Source organism: Afipia sp. GW822-FHT03D08 (assembly GCF_058801645.1).
In genome coordinates this window covers 955,253-973,650 of the sequence record NZ_JBXANK010000001.1, presented here as the reverse complement: position 1 = coordinate 973,650, position 18,398 = coordinate 955,253, and the positions used below count along the sequence as shown (strand labels likewise).

Below are 18,398 nucleotides of genomic sequence, written 5' to 3'. Positions count from 1 at the left end.
CGCCGCCGTCGAACTCGGCAGCAAGGGCGGGAAGGCGCGGGCTGCGGGCCTGACGGCCAAGAAGCGGTCCGAAATCGCGAAAAAGGCCGCTTAAAAAAGATGGTCCAGCGACTTGTAGCCCACTTTACACGAGATGGCTTTTCCTGTAATCCACTTGCACAGGGGATTCGGACGATTAGGAGCCATTATGGACGACGAATACCAGCGACGACTTGAAGCCGCTTTCCCCACGGCTACGGACGGGGAAACCATCCGTGGTGTCACTGAGGGCATCCTTCTTGCCGATGACCTCGTTGAGAATACGCCGATCTTGAGGAACGCAGTTGGTCGCGACCTGCGCGGCCACATCCGCCGATCCGGCATCATCTTTCGTCTCCATGACCTGTGCGGTCGTGGTGACTTGCCGTTCGCCGCAGACATTCTGCCGATGCCGTATGGCAGTTGGCACTGGCTCGAAATTCGCTCGAATAACTTCAAAGCTCATATTTGCCGCAGCGACGGCGCTTATGATTTTCCGGAGGAGACGCAGAGCCGACAGGACGCGCGTCTTGTGAATCAGAGCGACCTCTTCGCCGAGAAGGTGGTTCCGATAAGCCGCATAATGGATGAAGTCCCCGCGCTTTACGCTTGGTTGACCTTCTCTGCCGAAAAGACGGGATCACTCAAACATCTTTGCTGGGCAATGCCGCCAGCCGATAGCGGGACGTGGTTGGGCCACATCAACATTTTGAATCGCGCAAAAGAAGCGATGGAATCCCCTGTCGCCGAAAAGCCTGCTGAACAGCCGACGAAAGTAATCAAGCTCCGTTTCCGGGAGCACATTGAAGAATCGCTCGCCCAGCAAGATAAGATCGAAAAAGAAACAAAGTAAGTTTGGGGATCGAATATGGGTGTGATCAACGGGGGCTCCAAGAAGCCCCTGCCAAAACCGATTCCGGAGAGAATTAGAGAGGCGCGGGAAGCGCGCGGACTTACGCCTGAACGGTTCGCTGAATTGTTGGACGTTAGTCGGCAGGCCGTGGCCCAATTCGAAACCGGCCAAGCGGCCCCTTCTGCCGACGTGATGGCAAAGATCATTGGTGAAACAGCGCAGCCGCCGCTGTTCTTTGTTACCCCGCGAGAGCGCGCCAGACAGGGTGCGCCATTTTGGCGGAGCCTCAAGCGCATGGAACAACATCATCGCCGCAAAATTACGAGGCGATTGGAATGGGCGCGTGACATTGCTGCTTACGTAGATCGCTTCGTTGAATTACCGGCTGTGAACCTGCCGAAAATAGAGTTCGACGTAAAATTCGCTACCGATGAAGAAATCGAGCTCGCGGCGGAGGCTGTGCGAGACCACTGGAAATTAGGTCGAGTAAGAATCCGAAATCTAGCCTCCGTTTTGGAGGAGAATGGAATAATTCTGGTTCACGAACCCGTCGAATGCGCGGATATGGATGCCGTTTCTTGCTGGCAAGGTGGGCGTCCTTTTGTGCTTTCATCTGCAGAAGTTAGCAGCGGCCCACGATCCACCTATAATTTGGCGCACGAGTTAGGACACATCGTCCTGCATGCGGGCGTTGAAGTTTCTTCGGAAAATCTGGCGCAAATTGAAAAGCAGGCTAACCGTTTCGCGGGGGCATTCCTCTTGCCGCGCGAGACGTTCAGTCAGGAGGTGCTTGGCACTTCGGTCAGTTATTTTAAATCCCTTAAGCAGCGGTGGGGCGTTGCCATAGCGGCGATGGCATATCGCTGCAAGGATCTGAAAATCTTCAATGAGAACCAGTTCTCATACTTGATGCGACAAATGAACGCTCAACGCATTCGAAAAGTGGAGCCGCTTGATGAGGCGTTCCCGGTAGAGAAGCCGTCCCTATTGGCAGAATCGATCAAAATGATTCTAGACAGGGGCGTGCAAACTCGGGAGGAACTGGAAGCCGCTTTGACCCTTAATCTCTCGGATATCGAGAGCCTTTGCGGGGTTGGAAAAGGCTTTCTGGACCTGCGGGTGGTGGCATTTACGCCTAGGCAAAGATAACTGAACTTTATGCTTGACGCTAAACCCCGGCTACGGCGGGGTTTTTCTATTAAGAGCGGGCGCCATCAAGCTCCGGGAACGGTTCGTACACCGCGGACGCGCATGTGATGTTGGCGGTCTCTTGATCCACAACGGTTATGACGCCGTCTCGGAAAACGAACTGAGCGGCGCGATGGCCGGTGTAAGCACCAAATTTGTTCTTTGCGTTCGCCTTAACGCAAATCGTCGAGGTCGTGCCCATTAGGGATGTGCCGGGAATCGGCTGGGAAATAAGCGGGTCGCGTATGCTATAGGGGTCCAGATAGACCGTTTTAGCGCGCTCTGCGACGACAGACTTGTAGTTGGCAGGCAATGCACTGGTTGACGATACCGACATCGACGATTCGCGCGAGGTGTTGCAGCCCGCGACAACTAGGGCGGCTATCAATATTAGAACCCTCATCGTCTCGCCCTTGTCTTTAGTGCTGCCGGCTGCTTTGCGGTCGTCGTGCGCTTCGGAGGAGGGAACCAGAACTGGTCACCGCGAACGCCAATCGTCTCGGCTAGCGCCACCACCTGCGAAAGGTTGAAATTGATCGGATAGGCCTCATGGGCCTCATACTCGTCTTCATCTAAGCCAGCGGCGCGGGCGGCGATGACGACCTTCACACCCATGAACTCCCGCCATTCCTTGACGTAGAACTTGAAGCCTCGGTTGCGGATGAATTTCGCAACTGGTGCGGCGGCCGCGCGTGAAGAGGCCTTCGCGTCGGTTGGCGGATCACCGCTACCGTCCATGAGCCAAGCGAGGGGAACGTCGAACAGCGTGGCTAGGTCCACGAACTTGGCTTGATCTGGTCTGCTAGAACCAACTTCCCACTGGGTAACAGACGGCCGAGCCATCTGAAAATGGTCTGCGACCTGCTGCTGCGTCAGGCGAGCCCGCTGTCGGGCCACCCTAAGTCGTTCTGATAACTCCATTTCCCAAAGGTAGGCTGATCCTACCAAGGCGTCACCTACCAAAGACTTGACAAGGTAGGTAGGCATCACCTACGTTGTCAAAATGCTGGATATCGTCACCAAAGCGGCCGAGAGCGTAGGCGGGATCGTAAAGCTGGCCGAGAAGATCGGCATCAAGCATCAGTCCTTCTATTCGTGGGATCGGGTGCCCGCTGAGCGGGTCATCGAATTTGAACAGATTACCGGTCGACCTCGGCACGAGATTCGCCCTGACATTTATCCGGCGCCTACCGCCCCCGAACCAGAGAGGGCGGCATGAGAGCGTCAGGGGCGATACAATCGATCCACTTCGAGGGCGGTGAAAATCCAGGCTCAGCTAAGAACTTTGATCGCCACCACGACCAAAAGAACAGCAGCAGCGAGGTATCCGTAAGCAATAAGCCGCCGATTGATCTGCATGGCTTATCGCAACACGACGAGAGTGGCCGCAACTGCAAGAAGTGCGACTCCGCAATAGGAGGCGCCGAGGAAGCAATTACAGACGCGATTAAGCTGGATCGAGGACATCGCGCACCGGTTTCGTTGAACAAGCGCAATGATGCTCCTGAATTAATTAAAAATTTCGGAATCGTCCGAGTTCCACCTCGACCCTCCAGCGCTCCTGCCGCGGCGCGCGCGGCCGCTGCATGTGCATCCCCAGGTGCAGCGGCCGTTTTTTCTTCAGCGCCGGGCATGGCGCTTACGCAAAACTCGGTCGACGAAATTCCCTCCTTTCTTTTTGCCCCGCCCGAGAAATCGGGGGAGGCGGCTGCCGCTAGCGCGCGGGTGTCGTCGTCTCCGCAATTACGCGCGCCAGTAGAACCGGCTGCTGTGAAGGTTGGCTGCGGCCAAGCCCCGGAAGCAAATTCTGACGGCCTCGACATTCCAGACTTTCTCCGCCGCGCCCGACCAGCGCATGGCGGGATAGAGCCTGAAGGGTCAGGCGGCGTCATTCCAATTGCGCGCGCGAACAATGTAGCAACCGGAGAACTTGAATGCTGAGCGACGCACAGCTTGCATTGAAGGCCGCAACGCGCCGCGCCGTGAAACTGGCGGGCGGTTCGGTTGCCGCTTCGAAAGACCTTCGCGTCGATCAAGGGCGCCTGTCGAATTACGGCAACCCCGAGGCCGCGCTGTATGCGCCGGTAGATGTTGCATTCGATCTCGACCGGCTTGCTGGCGATCACGTCATCTTGCGCGCGTGGGCCGATCTGTGCGGCTTCGACCTCACGGCCCGCAACACTGACAGCCAGGTATCGCATGATCTCACGGTCGCGGCCGGACAGGTTGCGCGAGAGTCCGGCGAACTGATTTCAGCAACCATCGAAGCTGCTGCTGACGGCAAGGTCACACCGACCGAGGCGCGTGCGATCGATGAGGCCGCTGCCGATCTTCAAGACAAGGTTATCGACATTCGAGAGGCTGCGCGCCGCTCGATGAAAACGGCCTGACGCCGCGCATCACTCGACCGGCGGCTCGCAGAAGGGAGCAGGGAAATGTCAGTTTGGACCGAGGCCATGGATGCCGAGCTTCGCCGCCTGTACGGTGCGGGAGTTCCATTCAGTCAATGCGCGCCGCAGATCAGCGCCCTCGGTGCCGTGACCGTTTCCCGAAACGCCGTGATCGGTCGGGCTCATAGGCTCGGCCTCCGCCGCGGCCCTGACTACAAGCAGCAGACGAGATCGCCTCGCGCGCGCCGCGCTCCGTCTCCGCCGAAACCGAGGCCGCCGGCACCAGCGCGCATTGAGCCCGAGATCTTCGCCGAACCGATCGCTCTTCGTTGCGTCGAAGTTGTTTCGCTCAAAATCGGAATTGAGGATCTGAATAACCAGGTCTGTCACTACCCGGAGGGCGACGGGCCGTTCACCTTCTGCGGCAACCCGTCGAAGGCTGGCAGCCCTTATTGCGGCCCGCATCACGTCATTTGCCACACCTCCGCCCCAGCGCGCACTCGTGCGGATAGCGCGCGGCGGGGAAGCCGGGTTTCGCCGATCACCGGCGTTTTTGGTTTCGAGGCCGCGTGATGTCAGATGTGGGAATTTTACCTCCGAAAAGCCGAGGCGCGACGGGCGCTTTAGGCGGGGGTGCGCGCAAGAAGAACCTTTCAGATCAGCACGTTCGGTCCGCCGACACGCGGTGGCGTGGGAAACTTCCTGTCCCTCAGCATACGCACCCTTGTGTGAAATCTCTTTTCGAAGAGGCCAATATTCAAAAGACGATGCTGTCCGAGATATCGGACCGCGCCGGTTTGCGTCGAGGGACCGTCAGCGCGTGGCGCTACCACGCCATGCCGCGGATCGACCTTCTTGACGCCGCTCTCAACGTTCTTGGTCTCGAACTCTGCGTTCGCAAACGGAAGGACTCGTGATGGTTGATCGAGTTTGGAACGACGAACTGGTCGACCGGCTCCGCCGTCTCGCCGCGAAGGGCCTCGCTTGTTCGGAGATCGGCGAGATCATGGGTATGCCGGGCAGGGCGATACGCCGCAAGTGTGTCAAGGAAGGCATCCCGAATGTTAAGTGCACGGCCGCTGAAGCCGAAGAACTTGCGCGCCTCAAGGAAGCCGCAGAGGAACGCCGCCGGCAGCGCAAGAGAGCCGCGCGCAGGGCAGCGAAACCGGCGCGGCCGGAATTCAAACCTCAGGGCATCAGCCCGACGTCGGCGCTTTATCGTCGCACATACTTCCCGCCGATTCCCGAAATGTCGAAGGCGCAGGCGCGCGCGATGCTCGCCGAGGCCATCCGCAACACAGCAGCGATGCCGGTGGAGTAGGGGCGCATGGACCTTTTCGACTTCGCAGCAACGCAACGCGATCGCGGAATGACCGAGGCGGCGTTTGCCGAAACCCTCGTCAATCGGGACTTTGGAGAAACGGCTTATGCCGCGATCTGCCATGTCGCGCGGCGTCAGTGCGAGGTCCACGTCGACGACGTTCTGCGGCTCTGCAAGGTCAAGCCGTCTCATCCTAACGCCTGGGGCGCCGTGTGGATGCGCGCGCTGCGCGACGGAACGCTCATCAAGCCGGAAGTGATGACCGTGCGGCCGTGCCTCTCTGATCCGACGAAGCACAAGCACAATTATCCGGTCTACGAGTCCGGCCTGTTCTACGGGAGGAAGTCGGCATAATGGGCGAGAACAGCAAAATCGAATGGACCGACCACACCTTTAACCCGTGGATTGGGTGCCAAAAGGTCTCAGCAGGTTGCGATCACTGCTACGCGGAAACGCAGAATAACTTCCGGAAATGGAACGGCGGGACGTGGGGGCCGCACGCGCCACGCAAGCGGACGTCGCCGGCCTACTGGAAGCAGCCCTTGCTGTGGGCGCTTCAGGCCCGCCAGAGCGGTGTCCGCCCTCGGGTCTTCTGTGCGTCTCTTGCGGACGTGTTTGACAATCAGGCCCCAGACGGCGCGCGCGATGACCTCTGGGAGCTAATTAGGTCGACACCCGAACTTGATTGGCTGTTGCTTACGAAGCGCCCGGAGAATGTCGCGAAGATGCTCCCTGCTGATTGGGGTGTCGGCTACACAAATGTCTGGCTGGGTGCGACTGTTGAAGATCAGGCCAACGCGAACCGTCGCGTTCCATTGCTGCTTTCGATCCCGGCGAAGGTTCGGTTCCTTTCGTGCGAGCCATTGCTCGGACACGTAGCGCTGCACGCGCTCAATCTTCACACCGATCGACCATCCGACGCATTGAGGGGCGTTCAATGCGTGCCGGACGATAGTTCCGATGGCTTTCACAGCGAACCCATGCCCAAAATCGATTGGGTGATCGTTGGGGGTGAGAGCGGCGGCGATGCGCGTCCGATGAGCATTGAATGGGCGCGGTCTCTTCGCGATTGGTGCGCATCCTCTGAAACGCCGTTCATGTTCAAGCAGTGGGGCGCGTTCGTCCCTGAAATCAACGGCCGTTACCGCAAGGTCAGCAAGAAGGTCGCTGGGCGCATTCTTGACGGCGTCGAACACAACGGCTTCCCGGTGTCGGCATGACCGCTGAAACCTTCCTCAATGGCAAGGTGACGATGCTGCTCGGTGATGTGCGGGCAATGCTCAAGACGTTGCCGGACGATCATTTCGATTGCGTGGTGACGTCTCCGCCATATTGGGGGCTGCGGGATTACGGTGTGGTCGGACAGATCGGGCTCGAGCCCACGCTCGGCGAACACCTGGCCGTCATGGTTGATGTTTTTGAGGAAGTGAAGCGCGTCCTAAAGCCGACGGGAACGCTCTGGCTGAATTACGGTGATTGTTATGCGACGTCGGCCAACGGCCGGTCTGCGGCGGATACTAAGGCTGCAGGCAACGACGACCGCACGTTCCGCGACAAGCCTTTCTCGACGATTGGGGGAGTTCTGAAGCCGAAAGACCTCTGCATGATTCCGAACCGCCTCGCCATCGCCCTGCAGGAGGCCGGCTGGTGGGTTCGTTCGGAAATCGTGTGGGGAAAGCCAAACCCGATGCCGGACAGTTCCGGCAAGTATCGACCGAGCGCCGCGCATGAGAAGGTTTTCATGTTGGCGAAGTCGGCTAAGTGCTTTTACGACGCTGAGGCCGTGGCTCTGCCGGTATCGGCCGCGACCAACGCTCGAGTCTCGCAGGCCGTCGAGAAACAAATCGGCAGCACCCGCGCCAACGGCGGGGCAAAAACTAACGGCAACATGAAGGCTGTTGTCCGCAAGCAGGACGGTCACGGCCGCCGCCACGACGGTTTTAATGAGCGGTACTTCGGCGGGAAGGTTGCTGAGGCTGGCAGTGGCATCAAGAATAATCATAGCTTCATCGAGGCGGTGTGTTTGCAGCAAGACACTCGATACTTGCGAAACTATGAGCCCGCCGTTCTCGAAAGCTGGCACATCGGCAGCAGCCCTTTCAGCGAGGCCCATTTCGCCACCTTTCCGCCTGAGCTCGCGGAACGCTGCATCAAGGCCGGGTGTCCGCAGGGCGGTTCGGTGCTGGATCCGTTCGGAGGCGCGGGCACGACGGGGCTTGTTGCAGCAACGCTCGGTCGTACAGCGACGCTGATCGAACTCAACCCGGAGTACGCCAGACTTGCCCGCGCACGCATCGAAGCCGCGTTCATGGGTAAGGACGAGGGCGCCCGTCACATGGTCAAGCAACTCGGCAAAACGCCAAAGGCGTTTGAACCAGGCTCTCTCTTTGCAGGAATAGAGGCGGCGGAATGAAAGCCCAAGCAATCGCATCTGCTGCCGCGGATCTGGTCGGAGGTGACCGCAAGACCGCCTATGGCGACGTGGTGTCCGGCCTCACGCGCATCGCGATCCTCTGGAACGCGCATCTGCACATGATCGGCAACGCGCCGCCCAAGCCGATCGGGCCTGCCGATGTCGCATGGATGATGTCTGAACTGAAACACGCCCGCGCGCACACCGGGCCGTTCCGGATCGACAATTATGTGGATGCCTGCGGCTGGGCTGCGATCGCCGGCGAGGCTGCAACGCCAGATCAGGAGGCGTCATGACCGAACAAACCCGATACCCGGTGCTGCAAGTACATGAGGACGAACTTCCAGCTTGGTACGATATCGGCTGGAGCTACGTCGAGGCTGCTGAAATTCCCGGCTTCGTCATCATCAAATGGGAAAGCGACCGGCCAGTGGTCGCGCCGTTCCGTAGCGACGCTTCGTTGGAGGCGGTGGCGTGATGTTAGTCCGACCATCGAATATACAGACGGTCAACAAGAAGCGCGTTTTTCAGGGCGTCGCGAGCATTATCTATAAGTGCTTCGGTCTCGTCTGCGTTAGATGCTGCGGCAATGGCGGCTTGCCAATGCGGGCGGGCCTGTGTTGCTGCGGGCAAACTACGTGCAAAGGCCAACGCCTCAAGAGGGCACGTTATTTTGACCCTGTCACCGCTCGTATGCGCAATGAATTTGCCAAATCCCATAACCCTAGATTGCCCCGAGGCCCGCTTGTTGTCGAGAGGAACCGAGCATGACCCCCGACCAACTCCAGCAATACAGGGAAGCCCTCGCCGCCGGGAATTCGATCCCGATCGACGGGCCGAACAATACGAATTCCAGCGCGGGTGGAATGCCTGCATCGAATTCGCCGAACAGAAGCTCAAGCAAGTCACAGGGGACACGCCATGACGCCACACACTGAAGCAGCAACATCGGCGTCGGCCGTTTCGGAGTCGTCCCACAGCTTCGCGAAGGGGCAGTTGAAGGCCATCATCGAGCGCATCGAGCGTCTCGAGGAAGAGAAGAAGACCATCAGCGACGACATCAAGGACATCTACGGCGAAGCGAAAGGCAACGGTTTCGACGTCAAGGCGCTGCGGACCATCATCCGCATGCGCAAGCAGGATGCCGACGAGCGTCAGGAACAAGAGACCATCCTGGAAACCTACATGCAGGCATTGGGGATGATCTAAATGGCGCGCATCCGCAGCATCCATCCAGGCATCTTCACCGACGAGGGCTTTGCGTCGCTTTCCATGGCTGCGCGCGTGCTGCTGCTCGGCATTTGGACTGAAGCGGATGACCACGGCGTCTTCGAATGGAAGCCCGTCACGCTCAAGATGCGCGTGATGCCTGTCGACAACGTCAGCATTCCGGAACTTCTCGCCGAGTGCGAGCGCGCCGACGTCCTGAAAAAGTTCTCATCTGGCAAGACTTACGGACTGGTTCGTAACTTCTGCCGCTTTCAGCGGCCCAAGAAGCCGAAATACACCCACCCCATGCCGCAGGAGTTGTTCCTGTACGCCGGTTTAGCCGTCGACGGTTCGTTACCGGTTCTCCACCAGTCCCGTACCGGTACGGAAAACCCTCCGCAGAGGGAGGAGGGAGGAGACTGTTTGGAGGATGAAAAGGGACTTGGAGGGGGAGCGAAGCCCGCGCCCGCGAAGGTTCAAAATTCTGGGGTAGGGAAAGAAAACACTCCGGGTAGCAGCATCTCGCTCGACTTCGTGCCTTCAGCCGAATGCCGAAAGGCCATCGCTGAGATGGGCTTTGCTGATGCTCAGTACAACAGCGAATTCAGTAAGTTCGTGGCCTACTACATGGCCCGGGGCTACGCGCGCGCCGACTGGAATGCAGCGCTAATCTCGTGGTTTCAGCGAACGTCCCCGGATACCAAGCCGGCAATTCCAGAACTAGCCATCGCGAACAAGGTTTTCGTCGTTCAGGGAACGCTCGAATGGACCTGCTGGCAGGAATATCTGCGCGAGCAGGGCAAGCGATCGAGCCCGTGCGTCGACAGCAAGCAGCCCGACGGCCGGTCGCAGCCCGGCTGGTACTTCGTCTCACAGTTTCCGCCTGGCTTCAACGATTTCGGGGAACGTATCCCCCCGGCTAATTCAGAGGAGAATGCGGCGTGAGCGACAGTTTTCAAGACCGGGTGAAGCCATGGATGTTGGCCTGTTTCGGGCCTGTGATTCCGTTCGATAAACGGGAACGAAATCATCGGTTCCTTGAAGAGGCGTTAGAATTGGTTCAGTCGCTCGACTGCACCCGAAGTGAGGCGCATCAGCTTGTTGACTACGTTTTTGGACGCGAGCGCGGCGACCCGCCTCAGGAATCCGGCGGCGTTTCGGTGACACATGCTGCGCTGTGCATCGCCAATGGATTGGACATGAGCGAATGCGCTGAAATCGAACTGCGCCGCATATGGACGAAGGTCGAGCAGATCAGGGCCAAGCAAGCCGCAAAGCCTGCACACTCACCGCTACCGCAGTAACCGCCGCGTAATCCGAAATCGAAACTAAAGAGGCAGAGACGTGGCAAGCGAACAGCAATCCGACTGGTACATCGTGCTCACCCAGCCGCAGCAGGAGATCACCACGGTATGGCGGCTGCACGAGCTCGGTCTCGAGCTTTACACGCCGATCATCCGGGAGCGCCGGCCGACGCAGAAACGGGACAAGAGCGGGCAGAAGATATGCGTTTTGCGGCCGAAGCCGATGTTTCCTGGCTATGGGTTTGTGCGTGTGACAGGTGCCAGCATCGCATCTGTCGAAGCCATCCGAGGCGTCAACAAGGTGTTTCGCGACCCGATCACCGGTGCGCCGTACACGCTGCCACACGCCGCCGTCATGGCGGTTTTTGCAAGGCAGCACGCCGAGCATCAGGAATTCATGCGGAAAAAAGGTGGCCGCGTCTCACACTTCAAGCCAGGCGACATGGTCCGCATCGACGAGGGGAGCGTCTACAGCGGCCTCATCGCGCAAATCGAGAAGGTGGACGCCAAAGGCCGCTACCAGATCCTACTTGGCATGATCCGGCACACGTTGCCGGCAGACATGGTTGTTGCGGCCTGATATCTTTTCGCGGCAGCAGCGGGGTGGAAGATGGTCACGAGCAAGACGAAGGTTGATTTAGTCGTAAAGCGCGGCCCTGAAAGTTGGAATTTTATCTACATTTTTCTGGGGTTCGCGCTGTCGATAGAAGGCACTGTCATCCAGATGGCATTACCAGCGTTTCCGGCGAACGTGATTGCTTTTGCGGTCGCAGGTGGGTTCACTTTTTGGCTATTTCTGTTTAACGGCCATTTCCAGAACAAGCTCATCGGCTGGAAGGTTGACTACGAGAATCGCGGCTGGCGGGCGTAGGCCTGTGAACAACCGCTAGATATTGTTGCAGGGTTGCCGCAAATCACTTACGGCTGAATCGTTCGGTCTCGTGGGGCATCATGAGATCAGAAACCGATGGGCACGGACGGGTTCAATTCCGCCAGTAACAGTCATCCCATCGAGGCCGGTTCGCCGGAGACAGACCAGCCGTTTGTGCTGGTTCTTTGCATTTTCCGAAAACATCTCAGGTGCTGCATGGGTGACATCCTGTCATTCCCCCGACCCGTGCCTAAGGATGGCGGCAAGGCCCGCATCAAAGCAAGGCGTGAACTGATCGGGCTGGCAAAGCAGGGCGGCCCGATCGTGCAGCCAGACAGTCTGGTGATGCTGCGGCCCGATCCTGAACTGCCGTGTGATTGTGCCTAAGCCTGAACATAGGCGTGCACGTAACAGGGAGCACGACGCCAAGCGCAGGCAAGAGAAGCCGTGGCGCTCGTTCTACAATACCCAGCAATGGAGGGCGCTACGGCTCGGGCAGTTGATGCGCGAGCCACTGTGCGCACGGTGTGCCACTCGGGGTGTAGTGCGAGCAGCAACAGTGGCTCACCACAAGGTAGCGCATAAAGGTGATCGTGATCTGTTCTTTGATGCAACCAACCTCGCATCATCATGCACTGACTGCCACGACATTGACGAGCAGCGCATCGAGCGCGGCGGTCGAGCAAGGCAAGCGGTCGGGCCTGATGGTTGGCCGATCGATTTGAAATGAAAATTTTGTTTCGACCTGACCCACGGGGGGCGGTCGGAAAGTCTGGGGCTTTTGACAGCCAGACCGGCGCCCAAGTTTTTCGTCAAATTCCGCAAGTTTTGAGGTGGGGGTCTTTTTGGGTAAGCGAGGGCCAAAGCCAAAGCTGGCAGCGCTCAGCAAGCTCGAGGGAAATCCCAGCAAGCGGGTGATCGAGGAGTCCGGAATTGAGGCTCTTGGAGAGCCCTTCATCCCCGAACACCTGTCCGATGATGCGCGCGGATGCATTGAGGTTATCAAGCAGTCGATGCCGGCTAGTGTCTATTCCGCGCTGGATAGCTTCATTCTTTCGGCGTTCGCGACGGCCTGGGCGCTTCACAAGCTGGCCGCTCACAAGATCAACGATCCCGATTTTGAACACGTTATCGCGGTCGGCGACGGTGGCGCGGAAATGCAAAGCCCATGGCTCGCAATCCTAAACAAGCAGGCGGCGCTGATGGCGACGCTGGGCGACCGTCTCGGGCTCGATCCAAAAAGCAGGGCCGCGCTCAAACTGCCCGGCGCCAAGCAAAAGAAAAGCAAATTCGCCGGACTGCTCGGGCAGACCGGATCATCGCCTTCATTGAAGAACTGACGGTACCGTCCGGCGAAGGTCAGGGCGGCAAGTTTAAGCTGCGGGAATGGCAGAAGCGTTTCATCCGCGACATTTACGAGCCTCACGGCAAGAACGGGCTTCGGACGGTACGCCGCGCGATCCTCTCGATCGCTCGCAAGAACGGCAAGACCGCGCTGATCGCCGCGCTGGTGCTCGTGCACCTGGTCGGGCCGGAGGCAGTTCAGAACGGGGAAATCTACTCGGCCGCGAATGACCGCGAGCAGGCCGCCCAGGTGTTCAAGGTTGCTGCGCAGATCGTGCGCGCTGACCCGGAACTTAGTGGTTTACTGAAGGTAGTCGACTCGACCAAGCATATCGCGTGCTTCGCGAACGGATCATTCTACAAGGCGATGTCGGCGGAGGCCGGTACCAAGCACGGGCTCAACCCGACATTCGTCATCTTCGACGAGTTGGCTCAAGCGAAGAACCGCGAGCTTTACGATGTCCTCGATACGTCGATGGGCGCGCGCGCCGAGCCCCTTTTCGTTGTCATCTCGACACAATCGAACGATCCTGAACATATTCTTTCGAAGCTTATTGATGATGGCATTAATGCTCGCGATCCGACGATCGTTTGCCACCTCTACGAAGTCCCGGAAGACACCAAAGACATCTTCGATCCACGTATCTGGAAGAAGGCCAACCCGGCCCTTGGGGATTTCCGCTCGCTCGCCGACCTGAAAGCTATCGCTGACAAGGCGCAGCGCATGCCGGCGGAGGAACCGAAGTTTCGGAACCTCTATCTCAACCAGCGTGTGGCGCCGATCGCCTCGCTGATCTCGCGGAAGGAATGGACGGCCTGCGCCGGTCCCGCAGAGTTCGAGGAAAAGGAAGAAGTCTACCTCGCGCTGGATATGTCCGCGATCGTCGACTTGACGGCGCTGGTGATGGGGAGCGCAGGGGATAAGACCAAGGTCAAGCCGTTCATCTGGAAGCCGGAGGAACTGCTTCGCGATCACAGCGACCGCGACTTCGGATCTGGAAATAACCGGTACGGCCAGTGGCACAAGGAAGGGCACCTTCTCGTATCGCCCGGCCGCTCGATCGACCCCGCGGTGGTCGCGCTCAAGATTGCCGAGTTGGTCGGCGCCTACAACGTATTGGGGTTGGCTTACGATCGCTGGCGCATTGCCGATCTGCTGCGCGAGTTTGACCGCATCGGTCTGGCGGCGTGGGAAGACAAGGGCGGCGAGAGCAAGGGGTCGGGCCTGCGGCTTATTCCTTGGGGTCAGGGCTTCAAGGATATGGCGCCGGCGATTGACGCGCTTGAGCTCGAGGTCATCGAACGGAATCTTGAGCATCCGTCCAATCCGGTTCTGACGTGGGCGATGGCAAATGCGGTGGCGACGATGGATCCCGCAGGCAATCGGAAGCTCGACAAGGACAAGGCGCGGTTTCGTATCGACCCTGCCGTTGCGCTGACGATGGTATGCGGGCTGAAATCGCGAGACCGGAAGGTCGTGACGAAGTCGTTCTGGGAAATCGCGGCAGGATAATCAAAGCATGAGCATCCAGTCGCGCCTGAGCGCAGCATGGCGCGGCCTGTCGGGGAAGGATGAGCGATCCGTCAATTCTTCGCTCGAGCTTTTCCGCGAGGTTTACGGTGCGCGGCTTTCCGCGGCTGGTGTACCGGTCAATTGGTGGACAGCTCTGCAGGTGACGACCGTCGCGGCCTGCGCGCGGGTCCGCGCCGAGGGGCTCTCGGTCCCGTTCCGTTTGTATCAGGAGACAGAAAGCGGCCGGAAAATTGCAAGCGACCATCCGCTGCACATGCTCATCAGCCGCCGGCCGAACGGTTGGCAGACGAGCCTGGAGTTTCTGGAGACGATAAGTTTCCATCTCGATCTGACCTTTAATGCGTTCGTTTTCATGAACAAGGTCGGACGTGCTCGCGAGATTCGGGAGCTTATTCCGATTGAGCCGGGCCGGGTTCGGGTGGAGCAACTTACCGACTACTCGCTGAAATACTGGGTGCGCGGCAAGGACGGGCGCGAGCAGGAATTTAGTTCTGATGCCATCTGGCATCTGCGGGGCCCTTCGTGGAATTCATGGGCTGGGCTCGATGCCATTGCCATGACGCGGAACGCAATTGGGCTTTCGTCCGCGATTGAGACCTCGCAGAGCGAGGCACAGAAGAACAGCCCGCAGACGTCGGGCGTTTTCGCCGTCAAGGAAAACCTTTCTCCGGAAAAGTTCACCTTTCTTGCGGCGTGGATGGACAAGCACCTGCCGGGCGGCGAACGCGCCGGCAAGCCGATGATCCTAGACATGGAGGCGAAGTTTGCGCGCCTCGCCATGTCCGCGGTGGATCAGCAACTGTTGGAGACCCGAAAGTTTCAGATCGAGGAAATCTGCCGCGGTATGCGGGTTTGGCCGATCATGGTCGGGCACGCGGGCGACCAGTCGCCCACCTTCGCGAGTGCGTCGGAGTTCTTCCAGGCACACAAAACTTACACGCTTGATCCAATGTATCGGCGCATCTCGCAGAGCGCCAACGTCAACTTGCTCAGCGAGGAAGAGCTTCGCCAGGGCTACTACACCAAGTTCATCGCGAACGCACTGATGAACGCGGCGCCGAAGGACAAGGCGGAGTACTACGCAAAGGCCCTTGGGTCCGGCGGCATCAAGGGCTGGCTCACTCAGAACGAAGTCCGCGACTTCGAAGATATGGACAAATCGGACGAGCCTGAAGCGGACAAGCTTCCGCAGCCGACCACCAAGCAGCCAACAGAACCGGCGAAGCCCGATAGCTCGGCTGCACCCACAAACAAGGATACATGACCGTGGATCGCTCTCGCTTCGACATGGAAGTGAAGTTCGCCTCCGACAAGGCGGGCGTGTTCTCCGGTTACGGAGCCATTTTCGGTAACGTCGACTCGTATGGAGACGTGATCGAGAAGGGTGCCTTCAAGACCACGCTTCGCGAGTGGGAAGACAAGGGCAAGCTCCCTCCGATGCTTTTGCAACACGGCGGCGGTATGTTCGGCGGCGGCGCTGACGACCTCCTCCCTATCGGCAAGTGGACCTCGATGGAGGAGAACTCCAAGGGCCTGAAAGTCGAGGGTGAGTTGTTTGCCCTGAACACCGAGCGCGGCCAGTACATTTACGAGGGCCTGAAGGCTGGCTCTCTGGACGGAATGTCGATCGGCTACAAGACGATCAAGTTCCGGAACGGCGCGAAGGCAGGCGAGCCGCGCCGCTATCTTGAACAGCTCAAGCTGATGGAACTGTCCATCGTCACGTTCCCGGCGAATGACAAGGCGCTGGTTGGCGCGGTCAAGTCGGCAGACATCAAAACGATTCGTCAATTCGAGGACTTCCTACGGGATGTAGGCGGTTACTCGCAGGCCCAGGCAAAGCGCATCGCGGCGTCTGGTTTTAAGTCTATCGATGCCACGCGGGACGCTGGCGATGGGCAGGAAGTGGGCGCGTCGTTTGACCGCCTGATCAGCACCCTCACCAACAGGAAAATATCATGAAGCACCACCGTTACTTTGCGGTCGGCCTGCTTTCGCTTTGCGCGATTGCCGCCGTTGCCGTCCTCGGGTTCGATATGAGCCCCATCTCGCACGGCCATGCCGCGCAGTATGTTGCTATCGCTTTCGGCGCCGGTATTGCCGACACTGAACTGAAGAATGCCTTCGACAAGATCGGCGAAGCGTTCGAAGCCTTCAAAGGCTCGCACGACGAGCAGTTGAAGGAGATCAAGACGAAGGGCGGCGCCAACGATCCGGTGCTCATCGAGCGTCTTGGCAAAATTGAAAAGTCGCTCGACACAGCCATAGAGGCGAAGACCGCGATCGAGAGCGCGGTTAAGGCCGAGAAGGCTGAGCGCGAAGCGCTTGAGCTTAAGCTCAATCGTTTGGACCTCAAGAACGACGACAATGGCAAACTCCAGCTCGAGCTGAAGGAGTTTAATCTCGTCCTGAACGGCGTCGCCATCGATCGCCGTCGCGCATTTACCCCTCTCGACGTGAAGGGGTACGAGGAATACAAGTCCGCCTTCGACAGCTTCGCTCGCGGTGGCCGCGAGATGCTGACTGCTGAGGAAGTGAAAACCCTCTCGGTCGGCTCGGATCCTGATGGTGGTGTGTGGGTAACCCCGGACACCACAGGCGGCATCGTCAAGAAGGTCTATGAGACCAGCCCCGTTCGCCAGTATGCGAGCGTCAGGACGATCTCGACCGACGCCCTTGAGGGCATCGAAGACCTAGGCGAGGCCGGCGTCGGCTACGCCGGAGAGCATTCCACATCGGGAGACACTACCACGCCGCAGGTTGGCGAGTGGAAAATCCCGGTGTTCAATCTCGATACCGAGCCGAAGGCAACCCAGAACCTTCTGGATGACGCCTCAGTCGATATCGAGGGTTGGCTCATGGACAAGGTCGGCAACAAGTTCGGCCGCTTCGAAAACTCGGAGTTCATCACCGGTGCTGCCAACAAGATCCGCGGCTTCGTGAACGGTTACTCTGTGGCGGCAGATAGCGGCTCCGGAGTTGCTTGGGGTTCGATCGGGTATCTTGCAACCGGCGTGTCCGCGGACTTCGCTGCGTCCGCCAAGGGTGACAAGCTGTACGACCTGATGGGGCTGCTCAAGAATGAGTACCTGATCAACGCCGCATGGTTCACACGCCGATCGGTCATCACGGCTATCCGCAAGTTCAAGGACGGGCAGAACAACTACCTCTGGCAGCCCTCGTTCATTGCCGGTCAGCCCGAAACGATCATGGGCTATCCGGTCGTCCGGATGGAAGACATGCCGGCGCTCGGCGCGGACAGTCTGTCGCTCGCGTTCGGTGACCTCAAACAGGCCTACCAGATCGTCGATCGCCAGGGCATCCGCGTGTTGCGCGATAACCTGACCTCGAAGCCCTATACGAAATTCTACACCACCAAGCGCACCGGTGGCGGCGTTGTGAACTTCGAGGCAATCAAGCTGATGAAGTTCGGCACTTCGTAATCTGACGCATTGACCGGCGGCTAAACCCGCCGGTCGCCTTCCTGCTTCCCCATCAATCCAATCGAAAGGAACGCTTCAATGCGTGACATCATGAATGGGCTGGACCTTAAGCGAGCGATTTCGCCGCAGGCTGCCCGCACCGACAATACCGCCGTTGTTTCCTCGACCGCGGACCTCAAGGGCTACGATGGCTGCATGCTGGCCATCAACATCGGCGCCAATACCGACGCCAATGCCACATTTGCAGTGCTGATCGAGGATTCGGACAACGACTCCACCTACGCAGCGGTTGCGGACGAGTACCTCAACGGTACGGAAGTCTTGGCCGGGTTCCAGTTCGACGACGACAACGAGCTGCGCAAGATCGGCTACACGGGCATCAAGCGCTATGTCCGCGCAACGATCACTCCGAGCGGCAACGACTCCGGCAATATCTTCCTGGCTGCCGAGTGGGTTCTTCGCCCGCTTCGTTCGCCTGCGGCCAATCCTCCGGCCTGATGAACTGACGGC

At 58.9% G+C, this 18,398-nt stretch carries 27 protein-coding genes; 25 read left to right on the top strand and 2 right to left on the bottom strand.

The features are described from left to right. Positions 1-187 precede the first annotated feature (187 nt). Both AC1RM7_RS04710 and AC1RM7_RS04705 read left to right on the top strand, forming a co-directional pair. A complete protein-coding gene (locus AC1RM7_RS04710) occupies positions 188-871 on the top strand; it encodes a hypothetical protein (protein ID WP_492838710.1) in 684 nt (227 codons plus the stop codon). A 15-nt stretch (positions 872-886) separates the two neighbouring features. After that, entirely contained in the window at positions 887-2,020 is a 1,134-nt protein-coding gene (locus AC1RM7_RS04705; protein ID WP_492838708.1) for a helix-turn-helix domain-containing protein, read from the top strand. A gap of 49 nt (positions 2,021-2,069) precedes the next feature. Here AC1RM7_RS04705 and AC1RM7_RS04700 read toward each other — a convergent pair whose 3' ends face one another. Then, positions 2,070-2,396 carry a hypothetical protein gene (locus tag AC1RM7_RS04700; RefSeq protein ID WP_492838706.1) on the bottom strand — a complete coding sequence of 109 codons (327 nt, stop codon included), beginning with the start codon at positions 2,394-2,396 and terminating at the stop codon, positions 2,070-2,072. A 62-nt stretch (positions 2,397-2,458) separates the two neighbouring features. Beyond that, positions 2,459-2,980, bottom strand: coding sequence for a helix-turn-helix domain-containing protein (locus AC1RM7_RS04695; RefSeq protein ID WP_492838785.1), 522 nt, complete (start codon positions 2,978-2,980; stop codon positions 2,459-2,461). Between the two features lie 82 nt (positions 2,981-3,062). On the opposite strand from AC1RM7_RS04695, the gene AC1RM7_RS04690 reads away from it, so the two are divergent. The 23 genes from AC1RM7_RS04690 to AC1RM7_RS04580 all read left to right on the top strand — a co-directional run bounded on the left by AC1RM7_RS04690 (position 3,063) and on the right by AC1RM7_RS04580 (position 18,386). Beyond that, positions 3,063-3,278 carry a transcriptional regulator gene (locus tag AC1RM7_RS04690; RefSeq protein WP_492838704.1) on the top strand — a complete coding sequence of 72 codons (216 nt, stop codon included), beginning with the start codon at positions 3,063-3,065 and terminating at the stop codon, positions 3,276-3,278. Continuing rightward, positions 3,275-4,000 (top strand): hypothetical protein, encoded by a 726-nt coding sequence (locus AC1RM7_RS04685; RefSeq protein ID WP_492838702.1) that lies wholly within the window; start codon positions 3,275-3,277, stop codon positions 3,998-4,000. Before AC1RM7_RS04690 ends, AC1RM7_RS04685 begins: the two co-directional genes overlap by 4 nt. Beyond that, positions 3,994-4,449 carry a phage regulatory CII family protein gene (locus AC1RM7_RS04680; RefSeq protein WP_492838700.1) on the top strand — a complete coding sequence of 152 codons (456 nt, stop codon included), beginning with the start codon at positions 3,994-3,996 and terminating at the stop codon, positions 4,447-4,449. The genes AC1RM7_RS04685 and AC1RM7_RS04680 overlap by 7 nt, the downstream gene beginning before the upstream one ends. Positions 4,450-4,494: 45 nt before the next feature. Further along, positions 4,495-5,022: a GcrA family cell cycle regulator gene (locus tag AC1RM7_RS04675; protein WP_492838698.1), complete on the top strand. Its 528-nt coding sequence runs from the start codon at positions 4,495-4,497 to the stop codon at positions 5,020-5,022. Positions 5,023-5,365: 343 nt separating this feature from the next. Next, a complete protein-coding gene (locus tag AC1RM7_RS04670) occupies positions 5,366-5,770 on the top strand; it encodes a hypothetical protein (protein ID WP_492838696.1) in 405 nt (134 codons plus the stop codon). Positions 5,771-5,776: 6 nt separating this feature from the next. Next, entirely contained in the window at positions 5,777-6,124 is a 348-nt protein-coding gene (locus AC1RM7_RS04665) for a hypothetical protein (RefSeq protein WP_492838694.1), read from the top strand. Further along, on the top strand, positions 6,124-6,990 hold the full coding sequence (locus AC1RM7_RS04660; protein WP_492838692.1) for a DUF5131 family protein: 867 nt from the start codon (positions 6,124-6,126) through the stop codon (positions 6,988-6,990). Before AC1RM7_RS04665 ends, AC1RM7_RS04660 begins: the two co-directional genes overlap by 1 nt. Next, the gene (locus tag AC1RM7_RS04655; RefSeq protein ID WP_492838690.1) at positions 6,987-8,183 is read left to right on the top strand and encodes a DNA-methyltransferase; all 1,197 of its coding nucleotides are present in this window, start codon (positions 6,987-6,989) and stop codon (positions 8,181-8,183) included. Before AC1RM7_RS04660 ends, AC1RM7_RS04655 begins: the two co-directional genes overlap by 4 nt. Continuing rightward, positions 8,180-8,479 (top strand): DUF6378 domain-containing protein, encoded by a 300-nt coding sequence (locus tag AC1RM7_RS04650; RefSeq protein WP_492838688.1) that lies wholly within the window; start codon positions 8,180-8,182, stop codon positions 8,477-8,479. The genes AC1RM7_RS04655 and AC1RM7_RS04650 overlap by 4 nt, the downstream gene beginning before the upstream one ends. Next, positions 8,476-8,661 carry a hypothetical protein gene (locus AC1RM7_RS04645; RefSeq protein ID WP_492838686.1) on the top strand — a complete coding sequence of 62 codons (186 nt, stop codon included), beginning with the start codon at positions 8,476-8,478 and terminating at the stop codon, positions 8,659-8,661. The genes AC1RM7_RS04650 and AC1RM7_RS04645 overlap by 4 nt, the downstream gene beginning before the upstream one ends. A gap of 443 nt (positions 8,662-9,104) precedes the next feature. Continuing rightward, positions 9,105-9,392, top strand: a complete 288-nt coding sequence (locus tag AC1RM7_RS04640) for a DUF2312 domain-containing protein (RefSeq protein WP_492838684.1) — start codon at positions 9,105-9,107, stop codon at positions 9,390-9,392. Next, positions 9,393-10,337, top strand: coding sequence for a DnaT-like ssDNA-binding domain-containing protein (locus tag AC1RM7_RS04635; RefSeq protein ID WP_492838682.1), 945 nt, complete (start codon positions 9,393-9,395; stop codon positions 10,335-10,337). Further along, positions 10,334-10,696, top strand: coding sequence for a hypothetical protein (locus AC1RM7_RS04630; protein ID WP_492838680.1), 363 nt, complete (start codon positions 10,334-10,336; stop codon positions 10,694-10,696). The genes AC1RM7_RS04635 and AC1RM7_RS04630 overlap by 4 nt, the downstream gene beginning before the upstream one ends. A gap of 40 nt (positions 10,697-10,736) precedes the next feature. Beyond that, the gene (nusG, locus tag AC1RM7_RS04625) at positions 10,737-11,276 is read left to right on the top strand and encodes a transcription termination/antitermination protein NusG (RefSeq protein WP_492838678.1); all 540 of its coding nucleotides are present in this window, start codon (positions 10,737-10,739) and stop codon (positions 11,274-11,276) included. 30 nt (positions 11,277-11,306) lie between these two features. Then, positions 11,307-11,567, top strand: coding sequence for a hypothetical protein (locus AC1RM7_RS04620; protein WP_492838676.1), 261 nt, complete (start codon positions 11,307-11,309; stop codon positions 11,565-11,567). A 216-nt stretch (positions 11,568-11,783) separates the two neighbouring features. Then, a complete protein-coding gene (locus AC1RM7_RS04615) occupies positions 11,784-11,954 on the top strand; it encodes a hypothetical protein (RefSeq protein WP_492838674.1) in 171 nt (56 codons plus the stop codon). 115 nt (positions 11,955-12,069) lie between these two features. Next, positions 12,070-12,297, top strand: coding sequence for an HNH endonuclease (locus tag AC1RM7_RS04610; RefSeq protein WP_492838672.1), 228 nt, complete (start codon positions 12,070-12,072; stop codon positions 12,295-12,297). Between the two features lie 115 nt (positions 12,298-12,412). Continuing rightward, the gene (locus AC1RM7_RS04605) at positions 12,413-12,907 is read left to right on the top strand and encodes a P27 family phage terminase small subunit (RefSeq protein ID WP_492838670.1); all 495 of its coding nucleotides are present in this window, start codon (positions 12,413-12,415) and stop codon (positions 12,905-12,907) included. After that, the gene (locus AC1RM7_RS04600) at positions 12,856-14,424 is read left to right on the top strand and encodes a terminase large subunit (protein WP_492838784.1); all 1,569 of its coding nucleotides are present in this window, start codon (positions 12,856-12,858) and stop codon (positions 14,422-14,424) included. Before AC1RM7_RS04605 ends, AC1RM7_RS04600 begins: the two co-directional genes overlap by 52 nt. 7 nt (positions 14,425-14,431) lie before the next feature. Next, positions 14,432-15,709, top strand: a complete 1,278-nt coding sequence (locus AC1RM7_RS04595; RefSeq protein WP_492838668.1) for a phage portal protein — start codon at positions 14,432-14,434, stop codon at positions 15,707-15,709. Positions 15,710-15,711: 2 nt separating this feature from the next. Further along, complete coding sequence (locus AC1RM7_RS04590) at positions 15,712-16,407, top strand: HK97 family phage prohead protease (protein ID WP_492943882.1); 696 nt, start codon at positions 15,712-15,714, stop codon at positions 16,405-16,407. Next, positions 16,404-17,888, top strand: coding sequence for a phage major capsid protein (locus AC1RM7_RS04585; RefSeq protein WP_492838664.1), 1,485 nt, complete (start codon positions 16,404-16,406; stop codon positions 17,886-17,888). The genes AC1RM7_RS04590 and AC1RM7_RS04585 overlap by 4 nt, the downstream gene beginning before the upstream one ends. 78 nt (positions 17,889-17,966) lie before the next feature. Then, positions 17,967-18,386 (top strand): hypothetical protein, encoded by a 420-nt coding sequence (locus AC1RM7_RS04580; protein WP_492838662.1) that lies wholly within the window; start codon positions 17,967-17,969, stop codon positions 18,384-18,386. Positions 18,387-18,398: the final 12 nt, after the last annotated feature.